The following is a 14,936-nucleotide window of genomic DNA, read 5'->3' as shown; positions in this document are numbered from 1 at the left end:
GCGGGGTCAGGTGCGCAGCAGGCGGGCGATGGCGGCGGTGGCCTCGGCGACCTTCGCGTCGGCCTCCGGACCACCCTCGACGGCGGCCCGGCCGACGCAGTGCCGCAGGTGTTCCTCGAGCAGTTGGAGGGCGAAGGACTGCAGGGCCTTGGTGGAGGCCGACACCTGGGTGAGCACGTCGATGCAGTAGGCGTCCTCGTCGACCATCCGGTGCAGGCCGCGGATCTGGCCCTCGATCCGGCGCAGGCGTTTGAGATGCGCCTCCTTGTCCCCGCTGTAGCCGTGACCGGCGTGCTCGCGGTGACCGGCGTGCTCGCCGTGCTCGACGGCGGTCTCCCGCGGGGCGGTCATCGTGTTCCTCCTTGCGCGGTGGGTCCGCGGTCTCGTTCCCGGGGCCGGGACGGGGATCCCGGCGGCGTCATGGGCGTGGAGGCGTCGGGATGGTGCCTCGCGCGGCACGCGGACGACCGGCCATACCCCGCCCCCGTATCGATGTCCAGGGTAGTCGGCCGAACCGACATGGATCGATATCGGTCATGCCCCGATCCCCCGTGATCACTCCCCGACCCCGCGGAACGGTGGGGCGCGATCGGGAGCCGGGCCCCGCCGGCCGATTCGTGACCGGCCCCGGTCGGCCCCGGTCGGCCCGTGACCGGCCGGCGGCGGACGGGGGTGTGACCCGGTTCACTTTCCGTTCGCTTTCACCGGGTCGGGTTTTCCCGTTGAAATCGGGACAATGAGCCCCGGAGGGTGGAGGTGACCGGCTCGTCACCCCCGGATGGCGGTCACCCGGCGTGACATTCGACCCGCCCGTGGCGACGATCGGTGGGAAGGTCGACTCCCCGCCCCCTCTGGTTCATCTTCTGTTCACTTGGGACGGATGATCGATTCACTTCCGCTTCCTACCTTCGGAGGCGGGCGGGCACGTTCGTTGCCCGCCCATGCGTTCGAGGAAGGGAATGGAACGACCGTGCAGCTTCCGCGCGTGACCCGCCGCCGTGCCCGTCTCGCGGGAGTGGCCGCGGTCGCCGGCACCCTGCTCCTGACCGGCTGCGGCAGCGACGACAACACCGGTCTCCCCGGCGCCGTCGACTACACCTCGGACACCATCGAGTGCGGCCCCGCCGGAACCCTGCTGGCCTCCGGCTCCACCGCCCAGGCCAACGCCATGGAGGTGTGGGCCAACGCCTACATGGCCAACTGCGACGAGGGCCAGGTGAACTACAAGGCCACCGGCTCCGGCGCGGGCATCCAGGAGTTCCTCCAGGGCACCACCGCCTTCGGCGGCTCGGACTCCCGGATGAAGGACGCCGAGATCGAGCAGTCCCGCGCGGTGTGCCGGGACGGCGGACGCGCCATCCACCTGCCGATGGTCGCCGGCCCCGTCGCCATCGGCTACAACCTGCCCGGCGTGGAGGACCTCGTCCTGGACGCCGACGCCCTCGCCCTGATCTTCGACTCGCGCGTCACCCACTGGGACGACCCGGTCATCGCCGAACTCAACCCCGACGCGGATCTGCCGAACACCCGCATCACCCCGTTCTCCCGCTCCGACGGCTCGGGCACCACCGACAACTTCACCTCCTACCTGGCCGCCGCCGCCCCCGACTCCTGGCCGCACGAGCCGGACAAGGTGTGGCAGGGCCGCGGCGGACAGTCGGCCGACGGCTCCTCCGGCCTGGTCGGCATGGTGCAGCAGAACGTCGGCGCCATCAGCTACTTCGAACTCTCCTACGCCCACGAGAACGACATCCCCACCGTCCTCGTGGACACCGGCGCGGGCGACCCCGTCGAGTCCACCGTCGAGAACGCCACCACCGGCATCGCCGCCGGCGAGATCATCGGCACCGACGGCGACCTGGCGATGGAACTCGACTACACGACGACCGAGCCCGGCGCCTATCCGATCGTCCTCATCAGCTACGAGATCGTGTGCGACCGGGGCAACGACCCCGAGAGCCTGGAACTCACCCGCGCCTTCCTCAACTGGACCGCCGGCGACGAGGGCCAGGAGATGATCACGCGAATCGACTACGCGTCGATCCCCGACGAGATCATCACGCGGGTGCGCGAGCGCCTCGACGCCATGACCTGATCCGGGCCCACCGGCGCGCACCGCGCCGGACCCGACCCGCACGCCCCGCCGCGTGCCGGACGATGGCCCCACCGGGCCGGGACCCGGCCCGGCACCGCCCGAGACCGAAGGACCCACGGATGTCCGCGACCACCACCGACCCCGCTCCGGCGCCCGCCGGGGGACCGGGGTCCGAGCCGGCGCGGCACAGCGCCGTCCGGCCGGGCGACCGCATCTTCAGCGGTCTGTCCAAGGGGGCCGGGATCACCCTTCTGGTGATCATGGCGGCGATCGCCGTCTTCCTGACCATCCGAGCCGTCGTGGCCATCCGGGCGAACGAGGGCGACTTCCTGACCACCTTCGAGTGGAACGCCAACGCCGAGCCGCCGGTCTTCGGCATCGCGGTCCTGCTCTTCGGCACCGTCGTCAGCTCCGTCATCGCGATGCTGTTGGCCGTACCGGTGGCGGTCGGCATCGCGCTGTTCATCTCGCACTACGCGCCGCGCCGCATCGCCGGCACGGTCGGGTACGTGGTGGACCTGCTCGCGGCCGTGCCCAGCATCATCTACGGCCTGTGGGGCGCGCTGTTCCTGGTCCCGCACATCACCGGATTGTACGACTGGCTGGACGACTTCCTCGGCTGGACCGGCGTCTTCTCCTACGACGGGTCGCCCGCCCGCTCGCTGATGACGGTCGGAATCCTGCTGGCGATCATGATCCTGCCGATCATCACCAGCGTCACCCGGGAGATCTTCAAGCAGACCCCGAAGGCCAACGAGGAGGCCGCGCTGGCGCTGGGCGCCACCCGCTGGGAAGTGGTCCGGATGACCGTCCTGCCCTTCGGCCGCTCCGGCATCATCAGCGCCTCGATGCTCGGCCTCGGGCGCGCGCTGGGCGAGACGATGGCGGTCGCCACCGTGCTCTCGCCGGCCTTCCTGATCAACATCAGCCTGCTGGAGTCCGGCGGCGGCACCTTCGCGCAGAACATCGCCAGCCAGTTCAAGGAGGCCGGCGCGATGGGCCGCGACGCGCTGATCGCCTCCGGCCTGGTGCTCTTCCTGCTCACCCTGCTGGTCAACGGCGCCGCCCGGCTGATCATCGCCCGTCGGAAGGACTTCGTGTGATGGGCGCGCGACGGCCGGCCGCCGGCACCACCCGGGTGACCACCCGGGACACCCCCCTCGACAGCACCCACCGGAAGGAGGCCCGGGCATGAGCGAGATCGTGAAGGACAAGCGGGACCGGGGCCGGGCCCCCGACCCCACCGCGACCACCGACACCACCGACACCACCCCCGCCGGCGGCGACCCGGCCGACACCGGCCCGGTCGCCGGCGGTCCGACCACCCTGCGCCGGCCCCGGTTGCCCGGTTGGGCGCCGGCCGGCGCCGCCCTGGGCTCCATCGCGATCGGTGTCCTGGTCGGCCTGCTCGGGGGTCTGGAGAGCCGGGTGCAGTGGGGCCTGATCGCTGCACTCGTCTTCGTCGCCGCGACCTTCGCGCTGACCACCGCCGTCGAGGGCCGCCGCCAGGCGGTGGACCGCCTGGCGGCCATCCTGGTGTGGAGCAGCTTCGTCGTCGCGGTGCTGCCGCTGGCCTCGCTGATCTGGGAGACCGTGGCGCGCGGCATCCCCGGTGTGAGCTGGTACTTCCTCACCCACTCGATGAACGGCGTGCTCAGCTGGCAGGAGGGCGGCGGCATCTACCACGCCATCCTCGGCACCCTCCAGCAGGTGCTGCTCGCCTCCGTCATCGCCATCCCGATCGGCCTGCTGACCGCCGTCTACCTGGTGGAGTACGGGCGCGGCCGACTGGCGAAGACCATCACCTTCTTCGTGGACGTGATGACGGGCATCCCGTCGATCGTCGCCGGCCTCTTCGTCCTCAGCATGTGGATCATGATGCTCGGCTTCGGCTACTCGGGCTTCGCCGGTGCCCTGGCGCTCGCGATCCTGATGGTGCCGATCGTGGTCCGTTCCACCGAGGAGATGCTCAAGCTCGTCCCCAACGAACTGCGCGAGGCGGCGCTGGCGCTGGGCGTGCCGAAGTGGCGGGTCATCCTCAAGGTCGTGCTGCCCACCGCGATCGGCGGCATCACCACCGGCGTCATGCTGGCGCTCGCCCGCATCGCCGGTGAGACCGCCCCGATCATCCTGCTGGTCTTCGGCAGCAACATGATCAACGCCAACCCCTTCGAGGGCGCGCAGTCCTCGCTGCCGCTGTTCGTATACGAACAGTGGGCCCTGGGCACGCAGGCCGCCTACGACCGGGCCTGGGCCGCCGCCCTGGTGCTGATCGTCCTCATCATGATCCTGAACCTGGTCGCCCGCGGTATCGCCCGCTGGAAGGCACCGAAGTCCGGCCGCTGAGGGCCATCGAGAGAAGCGAGAGAACACATCCCATGGCCAAGCGCATCGACATCACCGGACTGACCGCCTACTACGGCACCCACAAGGCCATCGACGACATCGACATGCACGTCGAGCCCAAGTCGGTGACCGCCTTCATCGGTCCCTCCGGCTGCGGCAAGTCCACCTTCCTGCGGACCCTCAACCGGATGCACGAGGTGACCCCCGGCGGCCGGGTCGAGGGCCGCGTCATGCTGGACAACGAGGACCTGTACGGGCCGGGCGTGGATCCGGTGCAGGTGCGGCGCACCGTCGGCATGGTCTTCCAGCGGCCCAACCCGTTCCCGACCATGTCCATCTACGAGAACGTCATCGCCGGGCCGCGCCTGAACGGCAGCTACAAGAAGTCCGAGCTGGACGACATGGTGGAGCGCAACCTGCGCGGCGCCAACCTGTGGAACGAGGTCAAGGACCGGCTGCACAAGCCGGGCGCCGGGCTCTCCGGCGGTCAGCAGCAGCGGCTGTGCATCGCCCGCGCCACGGCCGTGGAGCCGGAGGTGCTCCTGATGGACGAGCCGTGTTCGGCGCTGGACCCGATCTCCACCCTCGCCATCGAGGACCTGATCTCCCAGCTGAAGTCGCGGTTCACCATCGTCATCGTCACCCACAACATGCAGCAGGCCGCCCGGGTCTCCGAGCGGACCGCCTTCTTCAACCTGGAGGCGGTGGGTCGGCCCGGCAAGCTCATCGAGATCGACGACACCGACCGGATCTTCTCCAACCCCTCCGAGCAGGCCACCGAGGACTACATCTCGGGCCGCTTCGGCTGATCCCGGCCCGAGCGGCGGACCGCTCCGGTCGGCGGCACGGCGGCCGACCCGACCGGGAGACGGTCGCGAGAACGACGCCGGCGCCCGGTTTCCCCGCACGGGAAACCGGGCGCCGGCGTCGTTCTTCCGTCCGGAAGCCCGGAAGCCCGGAAGCCCGACCGACCGGGCCGGTGGGCCGCCGGGGTGACCGCGGGGACGGTCGCGCGGCGGCCGGTCGCCGGTCGGGGGTGGATCCCGGCGTCGGGACGTCTCCCATCCGGGGCGGGGACGGGGCCGGCGACAGCGGGGGCCGGTCCCCTGTGGGCCGGGTGCCGATCGTCGGTCGGCCCCGGTCGGCCCCGTCCCCGGGCTTCCGGGCCCGGGCGAGAACGTGCGCCGGATGCGGCGAGGCCCGAACCGGCCGGGGCGCCGACCCCGGCCGTCCGACCCCGGGTCGGTCAGCCGGTCAGGGGCAGCAGGAGCAGGCAGAGCACCGCGCCGGTGCCGGCGGCGGCCAACGGGGTCAGCAGGTGGCCGGCGATCCGTGTACCCGAGGCCCCGGACCGCACCGCCCGAGCCCACCGCCGGCGCCGGGTCGATCCCGCGCCGAGCACCGCCGGGGCGGTGACCTGCGTCGGGGACAGCGGCACGCCGGGGATCAGCGAGGCGAACAGCAGCGTCACCGACGCGCTCGCCTCGGCGGCGAAGGCACGCGGTGGGTCGGCCTCCAGGATGCGGCGACGGGTCCGACTCATCAGCCGCAGGCCGCCCAGCGCGGTGCCGACCACCAGGGCCGTCGCGCAGGTCAGCCGCACCCACCAGGGCACGTCACCCCCCGGCCCCGGGGAGCCGGCGGCCACCAGGCCCAGCAGCACCACTCCCATCGTCTTCTGCGCGTTCTGCAGGCCGAAGCCCATCGCCGCCCCGGCGGCGGAGACCGACTGGGCGATCCGGAACCCGTGCTGCACCCGGCGGGGGCGGCCGTCGCGGAAGATCCACAGGATGGCGATCATCAGCACCCACGCCCCGACCAGGGCGGCCACGGGTGCCAGCAGCATGGGCAGCACCACGCGGCCCAGCACCTCGCCCCAGCGCACCGTGCCGGTGTCGGCGAGCGCGGAACCCATCAGCACCGCGCCCAGGACCCCGCCGAGCAGTGCCTGCGAAGTGGAGCCCGGCAGCCGCAGCCGGCGGGAGAGGGCGGACCACAGCAGCGCCGCGACCGTTCCGGCCAGCACGGCGGTCAGACCGGCGGCGCCCGGCGTGAGGTCCACCAGGCGGTACGCGATGGTGGTGGCCACCGCCGTGCCCAGCAGGGCGCCCGCCGCTCCCATGACGCAGACCAGCACCAGCGCCACCCGGGGGGTGAGCGCGCGGGTGGAGACGGAGGCGGCGAGCAGGTGCGGGGCGTCCCGGAAACCGTGCAGGCAGGAGAGGAGTAGGGCGGTCGCGATCAACGCCGCCAGGGTGGTTCCGGTCACCGTCCTCAGGACTCCTTGACCACGATGGACTCGACCGTGTTGGCCACGTGCTCGAAGGCGTCGGCGGCCTCCTCGAGCACGTCCACGATCTGCTTGAGCTTCATGATCTCCACGGCGTCGTAGGCGCCATTGGTGAACAGGTGGGCCAGCAGCCGGCGGTGCACGCGGTCGGCCTGGTTCTCCAGGCGGTTGACCTCGATCCAGTACTCGGTGAGGTTCTCCATGGTGCGCAGGTGCGGCATGGCCTCGGCGGTCAGCTCGGCGGCCCGGTTGAGCACCTGGATCTGCTGGTCCACGCCCGGCGGCAGCTCGTCGATGCGGTAGAGGACGACGAGGTCGACGGCCTCCTCCATGAAGTCCATGATGTCGTCGAGGCGGGCCGCGAGGCGGTAGATGTCCTCGCGGTCGAAGGGGGTGATGAAGGAGGAGTTCAGCTGGTGGTAGACGGCGTGGGTGGTGTCGTCACCCGCGTGTTCGGCCGCCCGCATGCGCTCGGCGATCTCCGCGCGTCCCTCGGCGTCGGAGCCGAGGAGCTCCAGCAGGAGTTTGGATCCGGTGAGGATGTTGTCCGCCGCCGCGGCGAAGAGGTCGTGGAAGCCCGTTTCCCGGGGCGTCATACGAAAGCGCACTGGACGTCCTCTGCGATTCATCGGGCGGTGGTAACCCGAAGATGCTAAGGGCATATTTAGTCCAATGCTCACCACTTCCAGGGGTGAGATTTCCCGCATCCGGAGCACCTTGAACGTCCTGGAGCGATCATCTCTTGATCGTTTTAGGACGACACGCCGAGGGGCGGGGACTGTCGTCCCCGCCCCTCACTCGATGTCACGCGCCCGACGTGCTTTCGGTCCGTCCGTCCGCCCACCCGCCGTGCGGGCCCCCGGAAGCGACCTCCCCGGCGGCGATTCCCACGGCGGCGATCCCGACGGAAGTGGTCTCACCGACCGCCGTTGTACGGGCCGTAGGGACCGTCGCTGCTGCTCCAGCCGCCCCGACCGCCGCCGCCGGCACCGCCGACCGCGGCGATGGCCGGGCGAACATCCACGATGTAGACGATCGCCGCGATCGTGCCGGCGAGCGTCAGCAGCAGGAATCCCGGGACGAACAGTTGCACCGCCACCGACACGCCCAGGATGACCAGCCAGAAGGGCTTGGTCTTCTTGTCGGCGGCGCGGAAGGCGTCCTCGCGCTGCATGACGGCGTGCACCAGGGCGAAGATGCTCAGCACCAACAACCCCAGGTACACGAGGCTCATCAACGAGGAGAAGCCCTGCAACAGCATCGCCGTTCACCATCCTGTCGAATCGCCGGGCGGTCACCGGTCGGGCCGCCGGTCGGTCCCCTCAACGCTACCCGGTGGGGACCGGTCACCCAACGTTCCGGGGTGCTTCGCCCCGGAACGGCGGTGGGTCGTGTCGTCGTGCGGTGCCGCGTGTCGTGTCCCGTGTCCCGTGTGCCGCTGTGCCGCGCCCCGCCGGAACGGGACGCGGCACAGCGGCACGGGACGCGGGTGTGCGGCGTGTGGTGCCGCGGGGACGCCCGGCGCCGAACTCAGCGCGCCTCGGTGCCGGTGTCGGTCGCGCCGTCCCCGGTCGCGGTCCCGGTGGTCCCGGGGGTGGGGTCGGTCACCCGCTCCACGGTGACCTCGGGGGCGTCGGCCCCGTCGGCCCCGTCGCCCTTGTCCTCGGCGGCCTCCTCGCGCTGCGTACGCCACTGGTCCACGGCGCCCCGGCCGCGCACGGCCAGCTCCTCGTAGGTCTCGCGGGCCTTCCCGGCGTACTCGCGGGCCGTCTCGCGCCCCTGCTCGGCCAGCTCGCGGGCGCGGTCACGCAGCTTCGGCAGCTCGTTCTCGCGGACCTCGCGCAGGCGCTCGGGGGTCTCCTCGCGCAGCCGCTCCAGCGAGGAGGGCAGCTCCCGCAGCTTCTCGGCCGCCAGGTCGGCGGCCCCCGCGACCACGTACAGCGGGGTGGCCTCGTTCAGGTTCTTCCGGATGTCCTCGGTGACGGTCATGGTTCCTCCCGGAACGTCCTCATCGTGATCGTGCTGGTGTTCGTTCATGTCGTCGTGCTCGTCGCCGTGCCCGCGTCCCCGGCGGGGACGGTTCCCGCCCCGGCCCCGGTGACGGGCCCGCCGGCGGTGCCGACGACCCGGGCCCCTCGCCCCCTCAACTTCCCGTGACGGGGGGTTCGGTGGGTGAGGACCCGGTGTCGGGCTTCTCCCCGCCGGCGCCGGCGGCATTCTCGTGGCGGAACGCCTCGTGGATGCGCAGCAGCGCCTGCTTCTGCTCGTCGGTGAGCCCGGGATCGGCCAACACCGCCGTCCGCACGCCGGATTCCCCGGAATCGGGTGGGTCCGCCCCGTCGTGGCCCCGCTCGTCGAGAATCCCGGCACGGACGTACAGCGTCTCCGCCGAGATCTCCAGCCCCTTGGCGATCTGTTGGAGGATCTCGGCGCTCGGCTTGCGCAGTCCGCGCTCGATCTGGCTGAGGTAGGGGTTGGAGACACCGGCCGCGTCGGCGAGTTGACGCAGCGACAACTTCGCCTGCCGGCGCTGCTCCCGCAGGAAAGCCCCCAGTCCACCGCCCTCGAACGATCCCATGCCCCCACTGTGCGGCATCGTGCTAACAATTGCAAGCGGATGCTTGCAGATGTGCCCATCCGCCCCGGGCCGGATGGCGGAGCCCGGGCGCGATGGGTCTCGTATTTGCACGACACCTGTCGTCATCCGGGCCCGGCCTCCTGGTGGAAGTGCTCTCGGGACGCACTCCACGGGTCGCCGGGAAGCGGCGTTGTCGGTGGGCTCCGCCAGGGTGAAGTTTCCCCGTGGTCCTGGACACTCGTTGGTTGTGCCGCGAGGGCGTGTTGATGCCGCTGCCCGGTCTCCGGCCGGGGTGAGGTGGCCGAAGGCCTTGTGCTTGCGCAGGCGGCGGCGGTTGTGGAAGGTCTCGATGAAGGTGAAGACCTCGGCGCGGGCGGTGGTCCGGTCGTGGCCATCACCCGGAAGCAGTGGTCGACCGAGCACCGCGGCCAGCGGCCCCGCCCCGGCTTCACCCAAGAATGGACATCAAGTCACGAATCGCTCTCCGAGGAGCGCCAAAGCCTGGCCCGTAGAGACCTCCGCCCGCTGGTCTTGGCGTCTCCCCGGGTGCCGTTTGCGTAGGCGCTCGACGTGACGCCGTCCTGACGCAGGTCGACGCGGCCCGCCTGGTGGGAGAACAGGGCACCGCCGGCGCTCATCGTGACCCGGACGGTGTAGGTGCCCGCCGGGAGAGCGGAGAGGTCGACGCCCTTGCCGTCCGGTGAGGTGAAGAACCCGTATCCGTACGAGCCGAAGTCACCCGGCCCTACATGCGGATTGACCTTCTCGGTCATCCGCAGGGGCTTGAGATCGAAGGTGTGGGCGGTATCCGGGCCTTGCAGTGTCAGGTAGTACGAGGCGTGGTTCCTGTGGTCCGCGTTGCGACCGGGGAGGTAGAAGACGCCGTACACACGCAGCTTCTGGCCGTCCATCAGAAAGCGCTGCAGCGAGAATACGGTCCCGCCGGGACCGCCGTCCGCGAGGCTGCGTTTGATCAGCCGGACGCCCTGCTGATCGCCTTTGAGTACGACTTCGAAGCCATGGGAGGCACTTCGGCGGTCGATCGACTCGTATGCAACCAGGGGAACCCTTCGGTCGATGGCCTCGCTCTCGCTCATCACCCGGGCGAACACGTCATATACGCCTTGGGGCAAAGACTCGAACAATTCCCACGCATCGCACGCGAACCCGCCGTCCCTGTACGCGGTGAAGTAGGTGTCGAAGTACTTGAGATAGAGCTGGTCCACCGGCACGGTTTCCGCATCGACTATCCAGGCTTTCCTGTCCCGCACAAGAACGAGCTGCTTGGTCTCCCGCGACCCGGCGTTCCCGGACTCCTCCGTGGCAGCGGCCGCGCCGGGTATGAAGGCATGACCCGTCAATCCGGCCTGCCGGTGTGTAAGGTCGGCGCCTGTCAGGACGGCCAGCGCGGTGTCCCGCGTCCGGAGATTCGCCAGGTACGTGGCCGCGGCGGGCTCGTCCACGTCATTGGAGCCGATCCGGACCTCTCCCCATCTCGGAGCGGCGCCTTCGGTCAGCGCGTAGATGATGCTCAGAATCGCGGAAAGGCCCTGCCGCGTTACCTCTGCGTGTTTGACCAAGGTGGGGGACTCCACCATGACCAAGTTGAAGTTGGAGTATTTCCGCAAGGCCGGGAGGAAGTGGACGACTTCCTGCTCGTACTGGTAGTCCCGGGTGGATGAGACAAGGTAGATGTTGCGGTCATGGTCCTCGTCCTCGGCCAGCAGTGTCGGCAGCACGGCGTCGAGTGTGTCCACATTCTCCCGGGGCTCTCCCTCGCCGAGAACGTACGCGCCGAGGACTCCGTGCCCATGCGAGTAACTGCCGATGAAGTACTGCGGGGTTGAGGCGACGATGTTCCGGTAGCCGTACTTCAGGCCGTAGAAGATCGCGGCGCTGCCTCCCTTGGAGGACCCGGCGAGAACTACCGCGTCACGCGACAGGCCCAGCTTCTCCGCGTAGGCGGAGATCAGCTCCTCGACCGCGTCGGAAACGGAGAAGTCCATGTCCCGGCACACGTAATAGGACGTTCCTCCGTCGAACCGGTCACGTATCCGCAGGACGTTGCACTGGACGCCTGAGAGGGCTTTTCCGAATCCGTACTTCGAGCCTACGGAGGAGAAAACGACGAGAAGGTTTCCATGGTCGCCCGACGCGGGCGTGAACTCGTACTCGATCTCCCATTTGCCCCACTTCTCGATACGCACCTCGGGGCGGCGAATCGTCGCATTCCTGTAGTTTTCCGACGTCTGTGGGAGGGTTTCCGCGGCCTGTGGATTCGCCGGGTGTACGTGGCTGGATTCCATGAATTACTTGGCCCCTTGTCCTGAGAGAGTGTTGCCATTGGAGCTGCGACTATTCCGCGGAAACTCCTCCGACGTGGGGCCGGGCGTTTTCAGGAGAACAGCAGCCGGAGTGAGGCTACTGCATACCCAAGCGCCGATTCGAGGGACTGTCAGCCGGATCACATTGAGTTCCGCTGCTCACCGGTGCCGATCCCCGTGATGTGCGGGGACGGCGGTATCCGGCGGTGGAGTTGCTGTACGCGGCCGCCTCGACGGTACTGACCGGGGCCCGCTCGCTCATCGCGATCAGTGAGTGGACCACGGATGCCCCGCAGCATGTGCCGGGTGTCTTCGGCTTCGCGGCCGATCCGCTCACCGGCCTGCGACCGGTGCCGCACGCCGCAACCGTGCGCCGCCTGCCACGGCGTGTGGACGGTGACGCGCCGGACGCGGCGATCGGCGCGTATCCGCAGGCCGAGAGATTCGGGCTCTGCTCCATCATCGTCTCAACGCCCGGCTCACGGTGGATGGAGTTCTTGGGCCCGCCACCGACCCGGCCGTCCGCTCCTTCCAGCGTCAACACTTCGGCGCCGGCGGGATGGATGGCATCGTGGGACCCCGAACCCGGAGGTACCTCCGCTGACGCGCCGGTGGTCCGGGCGCCCGACCGGGAGATCGGCCCGGGCGCCGGACCGAACGGCTCCGGACCACCCCTGCCTTCGGGAGAAGTGCCTCGGAGGCAGGGGTGGTCCGGGACCGCACGCCGGGAGAGCGGGGGAGGGGTGCGGGGGGACTATCGTGGCCGGCATGTCCGCTCCCGAGCTGATCCGCATCGTCTCCCGCGATTCGCCCATGGCGTTGGCCCAGGTGGAGCGTGTCCGTGCCGAGTTGGCCGCCGCGCGCCCCGGCATCCGCACCGAGGTGGTGCCGGTGCGCACCACCGGGGACCGGTGGATGGGGGACCTGTCGTTGGTGGAGGGGAAGGGGGCGTTCACCAAGGAGGTGGACGCGGCCCTGCTCGCCGGTGAGGCCGACCTGGCGGTGCACTGCGTCAAGGACATCCCCGCCGACCGGCCGCTGCCGGCGGGAACGACCTTCGCGGCGTTCCTGGAGCGGGACGATGTCCGCGACGCACTCATCCACCCCGGCGGTCTCGACCTCGCAGACCTCCCGCCGGGCTCCCGGATCGGCACCTCCTCCGTGCGCCGGGTCGCGCAACTGTCCGCCGCCCACCCGCATCTGGAGTGCGTGCCGATGCGCGGCAACGCCAACCGGCGACTGGAGAAGTTGGCGGCGGGCGAGGCCGACGCCCTGCTGCTGGCCGTCTCCGGCCTGGAACGGATCGGGCGCCCCGACGTGATCACCCGGGTGCTCTCCACCGAGGAGATGATGCCGCCGATCGGCGCGGGTGTGCTGGCCCTGCAGTGCCGGGAGGACGACAGCGACCTCATCGACGTGGTGAGCGACCTCAACCACCCCGCCACCCACCGGGAGACCACGGCGGAGCGGACACTGCTGCACGTTCTCCAGGGGCACTGCAACAGCCCGATCGCCGGCTGGGCGCGAACCGACGCGGAGGGCGAACTGTCGCTGAGCGCGATGGTGTTCAGCCCCGACGGCAAGGTGACGCTCTCCGCCTCGGAGGAGGCCGGCCGGCTGGACCCGGCGACGCTGGGCACCTCGGTGGCGGTGGCGCTGCTGCGGCAGGGCGCCCGGGACCTGATCGACGGCATCACGCACTGACCGCACACCGGCCGGATGCCCCGGTCGGGGTGGATCAGGAGTCGGTGCCGAAGAGCAGCAGCAGATCGGTCTTGGCGAACATCCGGGCCGTCTCGATCGCGGAGGGCTGTCCGGCGGCCGGATCGGCGCCCGCCTCCAACAGCACCCGCACGACCTCCTCCTCCCCCTTGAACACGGCGCCCGCCATGGGGGTCTGGCCCCGATCGTTGGCCCGCCCCGGGTCGGCCCCGCGCTCCAGCAGCACCCGCACGGTGGTCGGGTGGCCGTGGTAGGCGGCGAGCATGAGGAGGGTGTCGCCCTTCTCGTTGCAGAGGTTCGGCGGCACCCCGGCGTCGACGTAGGCGGCCACCGTGTCGGTGTCCCCGTTGCGGGCCAGTTCGAAGACCTTCGCCGCGAGCTGCAGGACCTCCGGGTCGTGGGCGGGCTCGTGGCTCTCCGGAACCGGGCCGGTCATGGGGGTGCCTCTTTCGTCGTCCGGGCGGCGGCCGCCGCGCGCCGTGCGGGGGCGGCCGGTCGGTCGCGCGTCCCGGGGCAAGCCTAAGGGGTCTCCCCGAACCCCCGGCGGACCGGCGAGGGGAGATCGGGGCGTGCGATCGCGGGGCGGGTGGGGGACATCCCGGGGTCACCCCGGGAGGTGAACGTCGATGACGCGACGGGCGCGTGCGTCGGTCCGCCGGGCGTCGGGACGGACGGGTGCGTCGGGCGTCGAGGGCCCGTCGGAGCGGCCGGAGGTCCTCTGCGCGTGCGTCGGTCGGACGGTCCCGCCTTCCGGCTCGGCCGGGCCGTCCGGGGGGACGGCCGTGCTCGCGGGGCCCGTGGCGCCCGCCCCCGCGCGGGCGGGCGCGACCCGGTCGCCGGACCGGACGGGGATGGTCTCAACACCCGCTCCCGCGCGGGCGCGACGTTGTCGAGTCGGGAACTGGTGGCAGGCAAACACACCCGCCTCCGCGCGGGCGGGCGCGACCCGGTCGGACGCGCGCCGGCCGTCCCGCCGGTGGGGCGGGACGGCCGGCGTCGGGGCGACGGCGGGCCGGGCCCGACGGCGGATCAGGCGGTGGCGTAGGTCAGGCAGTCCACCTTGTCGTCCTGGTAGCCCACGGAGATGCCCGGGGCGTGGCACTCGAAGTGGTCGTTGTGCCGACAGTCGGCCATCTTGCAGGCGCCGACCCGGCCGGTGGAGGAGGGGTCGCCACCCTTGTCGGAGGCGGTCAGATAGGTGTCGCACAAGGGGTCCTGGACGTTACCGACGGTGATGGCGGGGGCGTGGCAGGAGTGCTCGGTGTTGAAGGCACAGCTCGCCGCGGTGCACTCGCTGATCAGGGGAAGCATCTGCAGGGCCATGGGAGATCCTCCGGGGCGTTCTGGTCTTCCGAGTGGAAGCCGGCTCGGTTCCCGACCCCGCTGGGTCGGGACCCCCTTGATCGAGTATCGGCGCCCGGGTCGTCCGCCGCCGGCGGAACACGGCCGAAGGGGATCTTCGTACCTGAATGGGTACGAACGGGGTCGAATCGCTTCGAGGGGTCCCGCCCGGGGCCGTCGCGGGCCCGGGCGGGGCGGCTCCGGGGTGGTTCCGGTGGTTCGGGGGTGGTCTCGGGGGCT

General features: G+C 70.8%; 15 protein-coding genes and 1 pseudogene. 7 read left to right on the top strand and 9 right to left on the bottom strand.

What is annotated here, in order from left to right:
• Window positions 1-6: 6 nt before the first annotated feature.
• Window positions 7-351: a metal-sensitive transcriptional regulator gene (locus LZF96_RS08865; RefSeq protein ID WP_233868268.1), complete on the bottom strand. Its 345-nt coding sequence runs from the start codon at window positions 349-351 to the stop codon at window positions 7-9.
• 619 nt (window positions 352-970) lie between these two features.
• On the opposite strand from LZF96_RS08865, the gene pstS reads away from it, so the two are divergent.
• From pstS to pstB, 4 genes are all read left to right on the top strand, one after another.
• Entirely contained in the window at window positions 971-2,095 is a 1,125-nt protein-coding gene (pstS, locus tag LZF96_RS08860; RefSeq protein WP_233868266.1) for a phosphate ABC transporter substrate-binding protein PstS, read from the top strand.
• A 119-nt stretch (window positions 2,096-2,214) separates the two neighbouring features.
• Window positions 2,215-3,198, top strand: coding sequence for a phosphate ABC transporter permease subunit PstC (gene pstC, locus LZF96_RS08855; protein ID WP_233868264.1), 984 nt, complete (start codon window positions 2,215-2,217; stop codon window positions 3,196-3,198).
• An 88-nt stretch (window positions 3,199-3,286) separates the two neighbouring features.
• The gene (gene pstA / locus LZF96_RS08850) at window positions 3,287-4,441 is read left to right on the top strand and encodes a phosphate ABC transporter permease PstA (protein ID WP_233868261.1); all 1,155 of its coding nucleotides are present in this window, start codon (window positions 3,287-3,289) and stop codon (window positions 4,439-4,441) included.
• A 32-nt stretch (window positions 4,442-4,473) separates the two neighbouring features.
• The gene (gene pstB / locus LZF96_RS08845) at window positions 4,474-5,250 is read left to right on the top strand and encodes a phosphate ABC transporter ATP-binding protein PstB (RefSeq protein WP_233868258.1); all 777 of its coding nucleotides are present in this window, start codon (window positions 4,474-4,476) and stop codon (window positions 5,248-5,250) included.
• 437 nt (window positions 5,251-5,687) lie between these two features.
• On the opposite strand, the gene LZF96_RS08840 is transcribed toward pstB, so the two are convergent.
• The 6 genes from LZF96_RS08840 to LZF96_RS08815 form a co-directional block, all read right to left on the bottom strand.
• A complete protein-coding gene (locus LZF96_RS08840; RefSeq protein ID WP_233868255.1) occupies window positions 5,688-6,710 on the bottom strand; it encodes an inorganic phosphate transporter in 1,023 nt (340 codons plus the stop codon).
• 5 nt (window positions 6,711-6,715) lie between these two features.
• Window positions 6,716-7,339, bottom strand: a complete 624-nt coding sequence (locus LZF96_RS08835; protein WP_233868384.1) for a DUF47 domain-containing protein — start codon at window positions 7,337-7,339, stop codon at window positions 6,716-6,718.
• 308 nt (window positions 7,340-7,647) lie between these two features.
• A complete protein-coding gene (locus LZF96_RS08830; protein WP_233868252.1) occupies window positions 7,648-7,992 on the bottom strand; it encodes a DUF2516 family protein in 345 nt (114 codons plus the stop codon).
• Between the two features lie 269 nt (window positions 7,993-8,261).
• Entirely contained in the window at window positions 8,262-8,720 is a 459-nt protein-coding gene (locus tag LZF96_RS08825; protein ID WP_233868249.1) for a hypothetical protein, read from the bottom strand.
• Window positions 8,721-8,874: 154 nt separating this feature from the next.
• A complete protein-coding gene (locus LZF96_RS08820) occupies window positions 8,875-9,309 on the bottom strand; it encodes a helix-turn-helix domain-containing protein (protein WP_233868247.1) in 435 nt (144 codons plus the stop codon).
• 470 nt (window positions 9,310-9,779) lie between these two features.
• Window positions 9,780-11,615, bottom strand: a complete 1,836-nt coding sequence (locus LZF96_RS08815) for a hypothetical protein (RefSeq protein ID WP_233868244.1) — start codon at window positions 11,613-11,615, stop codon at window positions 9,780-9,782.
• A 200-nt stretch (window positions 11,616-11,815) separates the two neighbouring features.
• On the opposite strand from LZF96_RS08815, the pseudogene LZF96_RS26475 reads away from it, so the two are divergent.
• The 3 genes and pseudogenes from LZF96_RS26475 to hemC all read left to right on the top strand — a co-directional run.
• Window positions 11,816-12,043 (top strand): annotated as a pseudogene (locus LZF96_RS26475) (transposase family protein); the annotation flags it as partial.
• 32 nt (window positions 12,044-12,075) lie between these two features.
• Window positions 12,076-12,237 carry a peptidoglycan-binding protein gene (locus LZF96_RS08805; RefSeq protein ID WP_308294171.1) on the top strand — a complete coding sequence of 54 codons (162 nt, stop codon included), beginning with the start codon at window positions 12,076-12,078 and terminating at the stop codon, window positions 12,235-12,237.
• 164 nt (window positions 12,238-12,401) lie between these two features.
• Window positions 12,402-13,337: a hydroxymethylbilane synthase gene (gene hemC, locus LZF96_RS08800; RefSeq protein WP_233868238.1), complete on the top strand. Its 936-nt coding sequence runs from the start codon at window positions 12,402-12,404 to the stop codon at window positions 13,335-13,337.
• A gap of 34 nt (window positions 13,338-13,371) precedes the next feature.
• Here hemC and LZF96_RS08795 read toward each other — a convergent pair whose 3' ends face one another.
• Window positions 13,372-13,791, bottom strand: coding sequence for an ankyrin repeat domain-containing protein (locus tag LZF96_RS08795; protein WP_233868234.1), 420 nt, complete (start codon window positions 13,789-13,791; stop codon window positions 13,372-13,374).
• 593 nt (window positions 13,792-14,384) lie between these two features.
• Window positions 14,385-14,678: a DUF1540 domain-containing protein gene (locus tag LZF96_RS08790; RefSeq protein WP_233868231.1), complete on the bottom strand. Its 294-nt coding sequence runs from the start codon at window positions 14,676-14,678 to the stop codon at window positions 14,385-14,387.
• Between the last annotated feature and the right edge of the window lie 258 nt (window positions 14,679-14,936).

This window comes from Streptomyces sp. ST2-7A (genome assembly GCF_021390475.1).
Taxonomy (GTDB): Bacteria; Actinomycetota; Actinomycetes; order Streptomycetales; family Streptomycetaceae; genus Streptomyces.
This window is presented reverse-complemented; position numbering and strand designations above follow the sequence as displayed.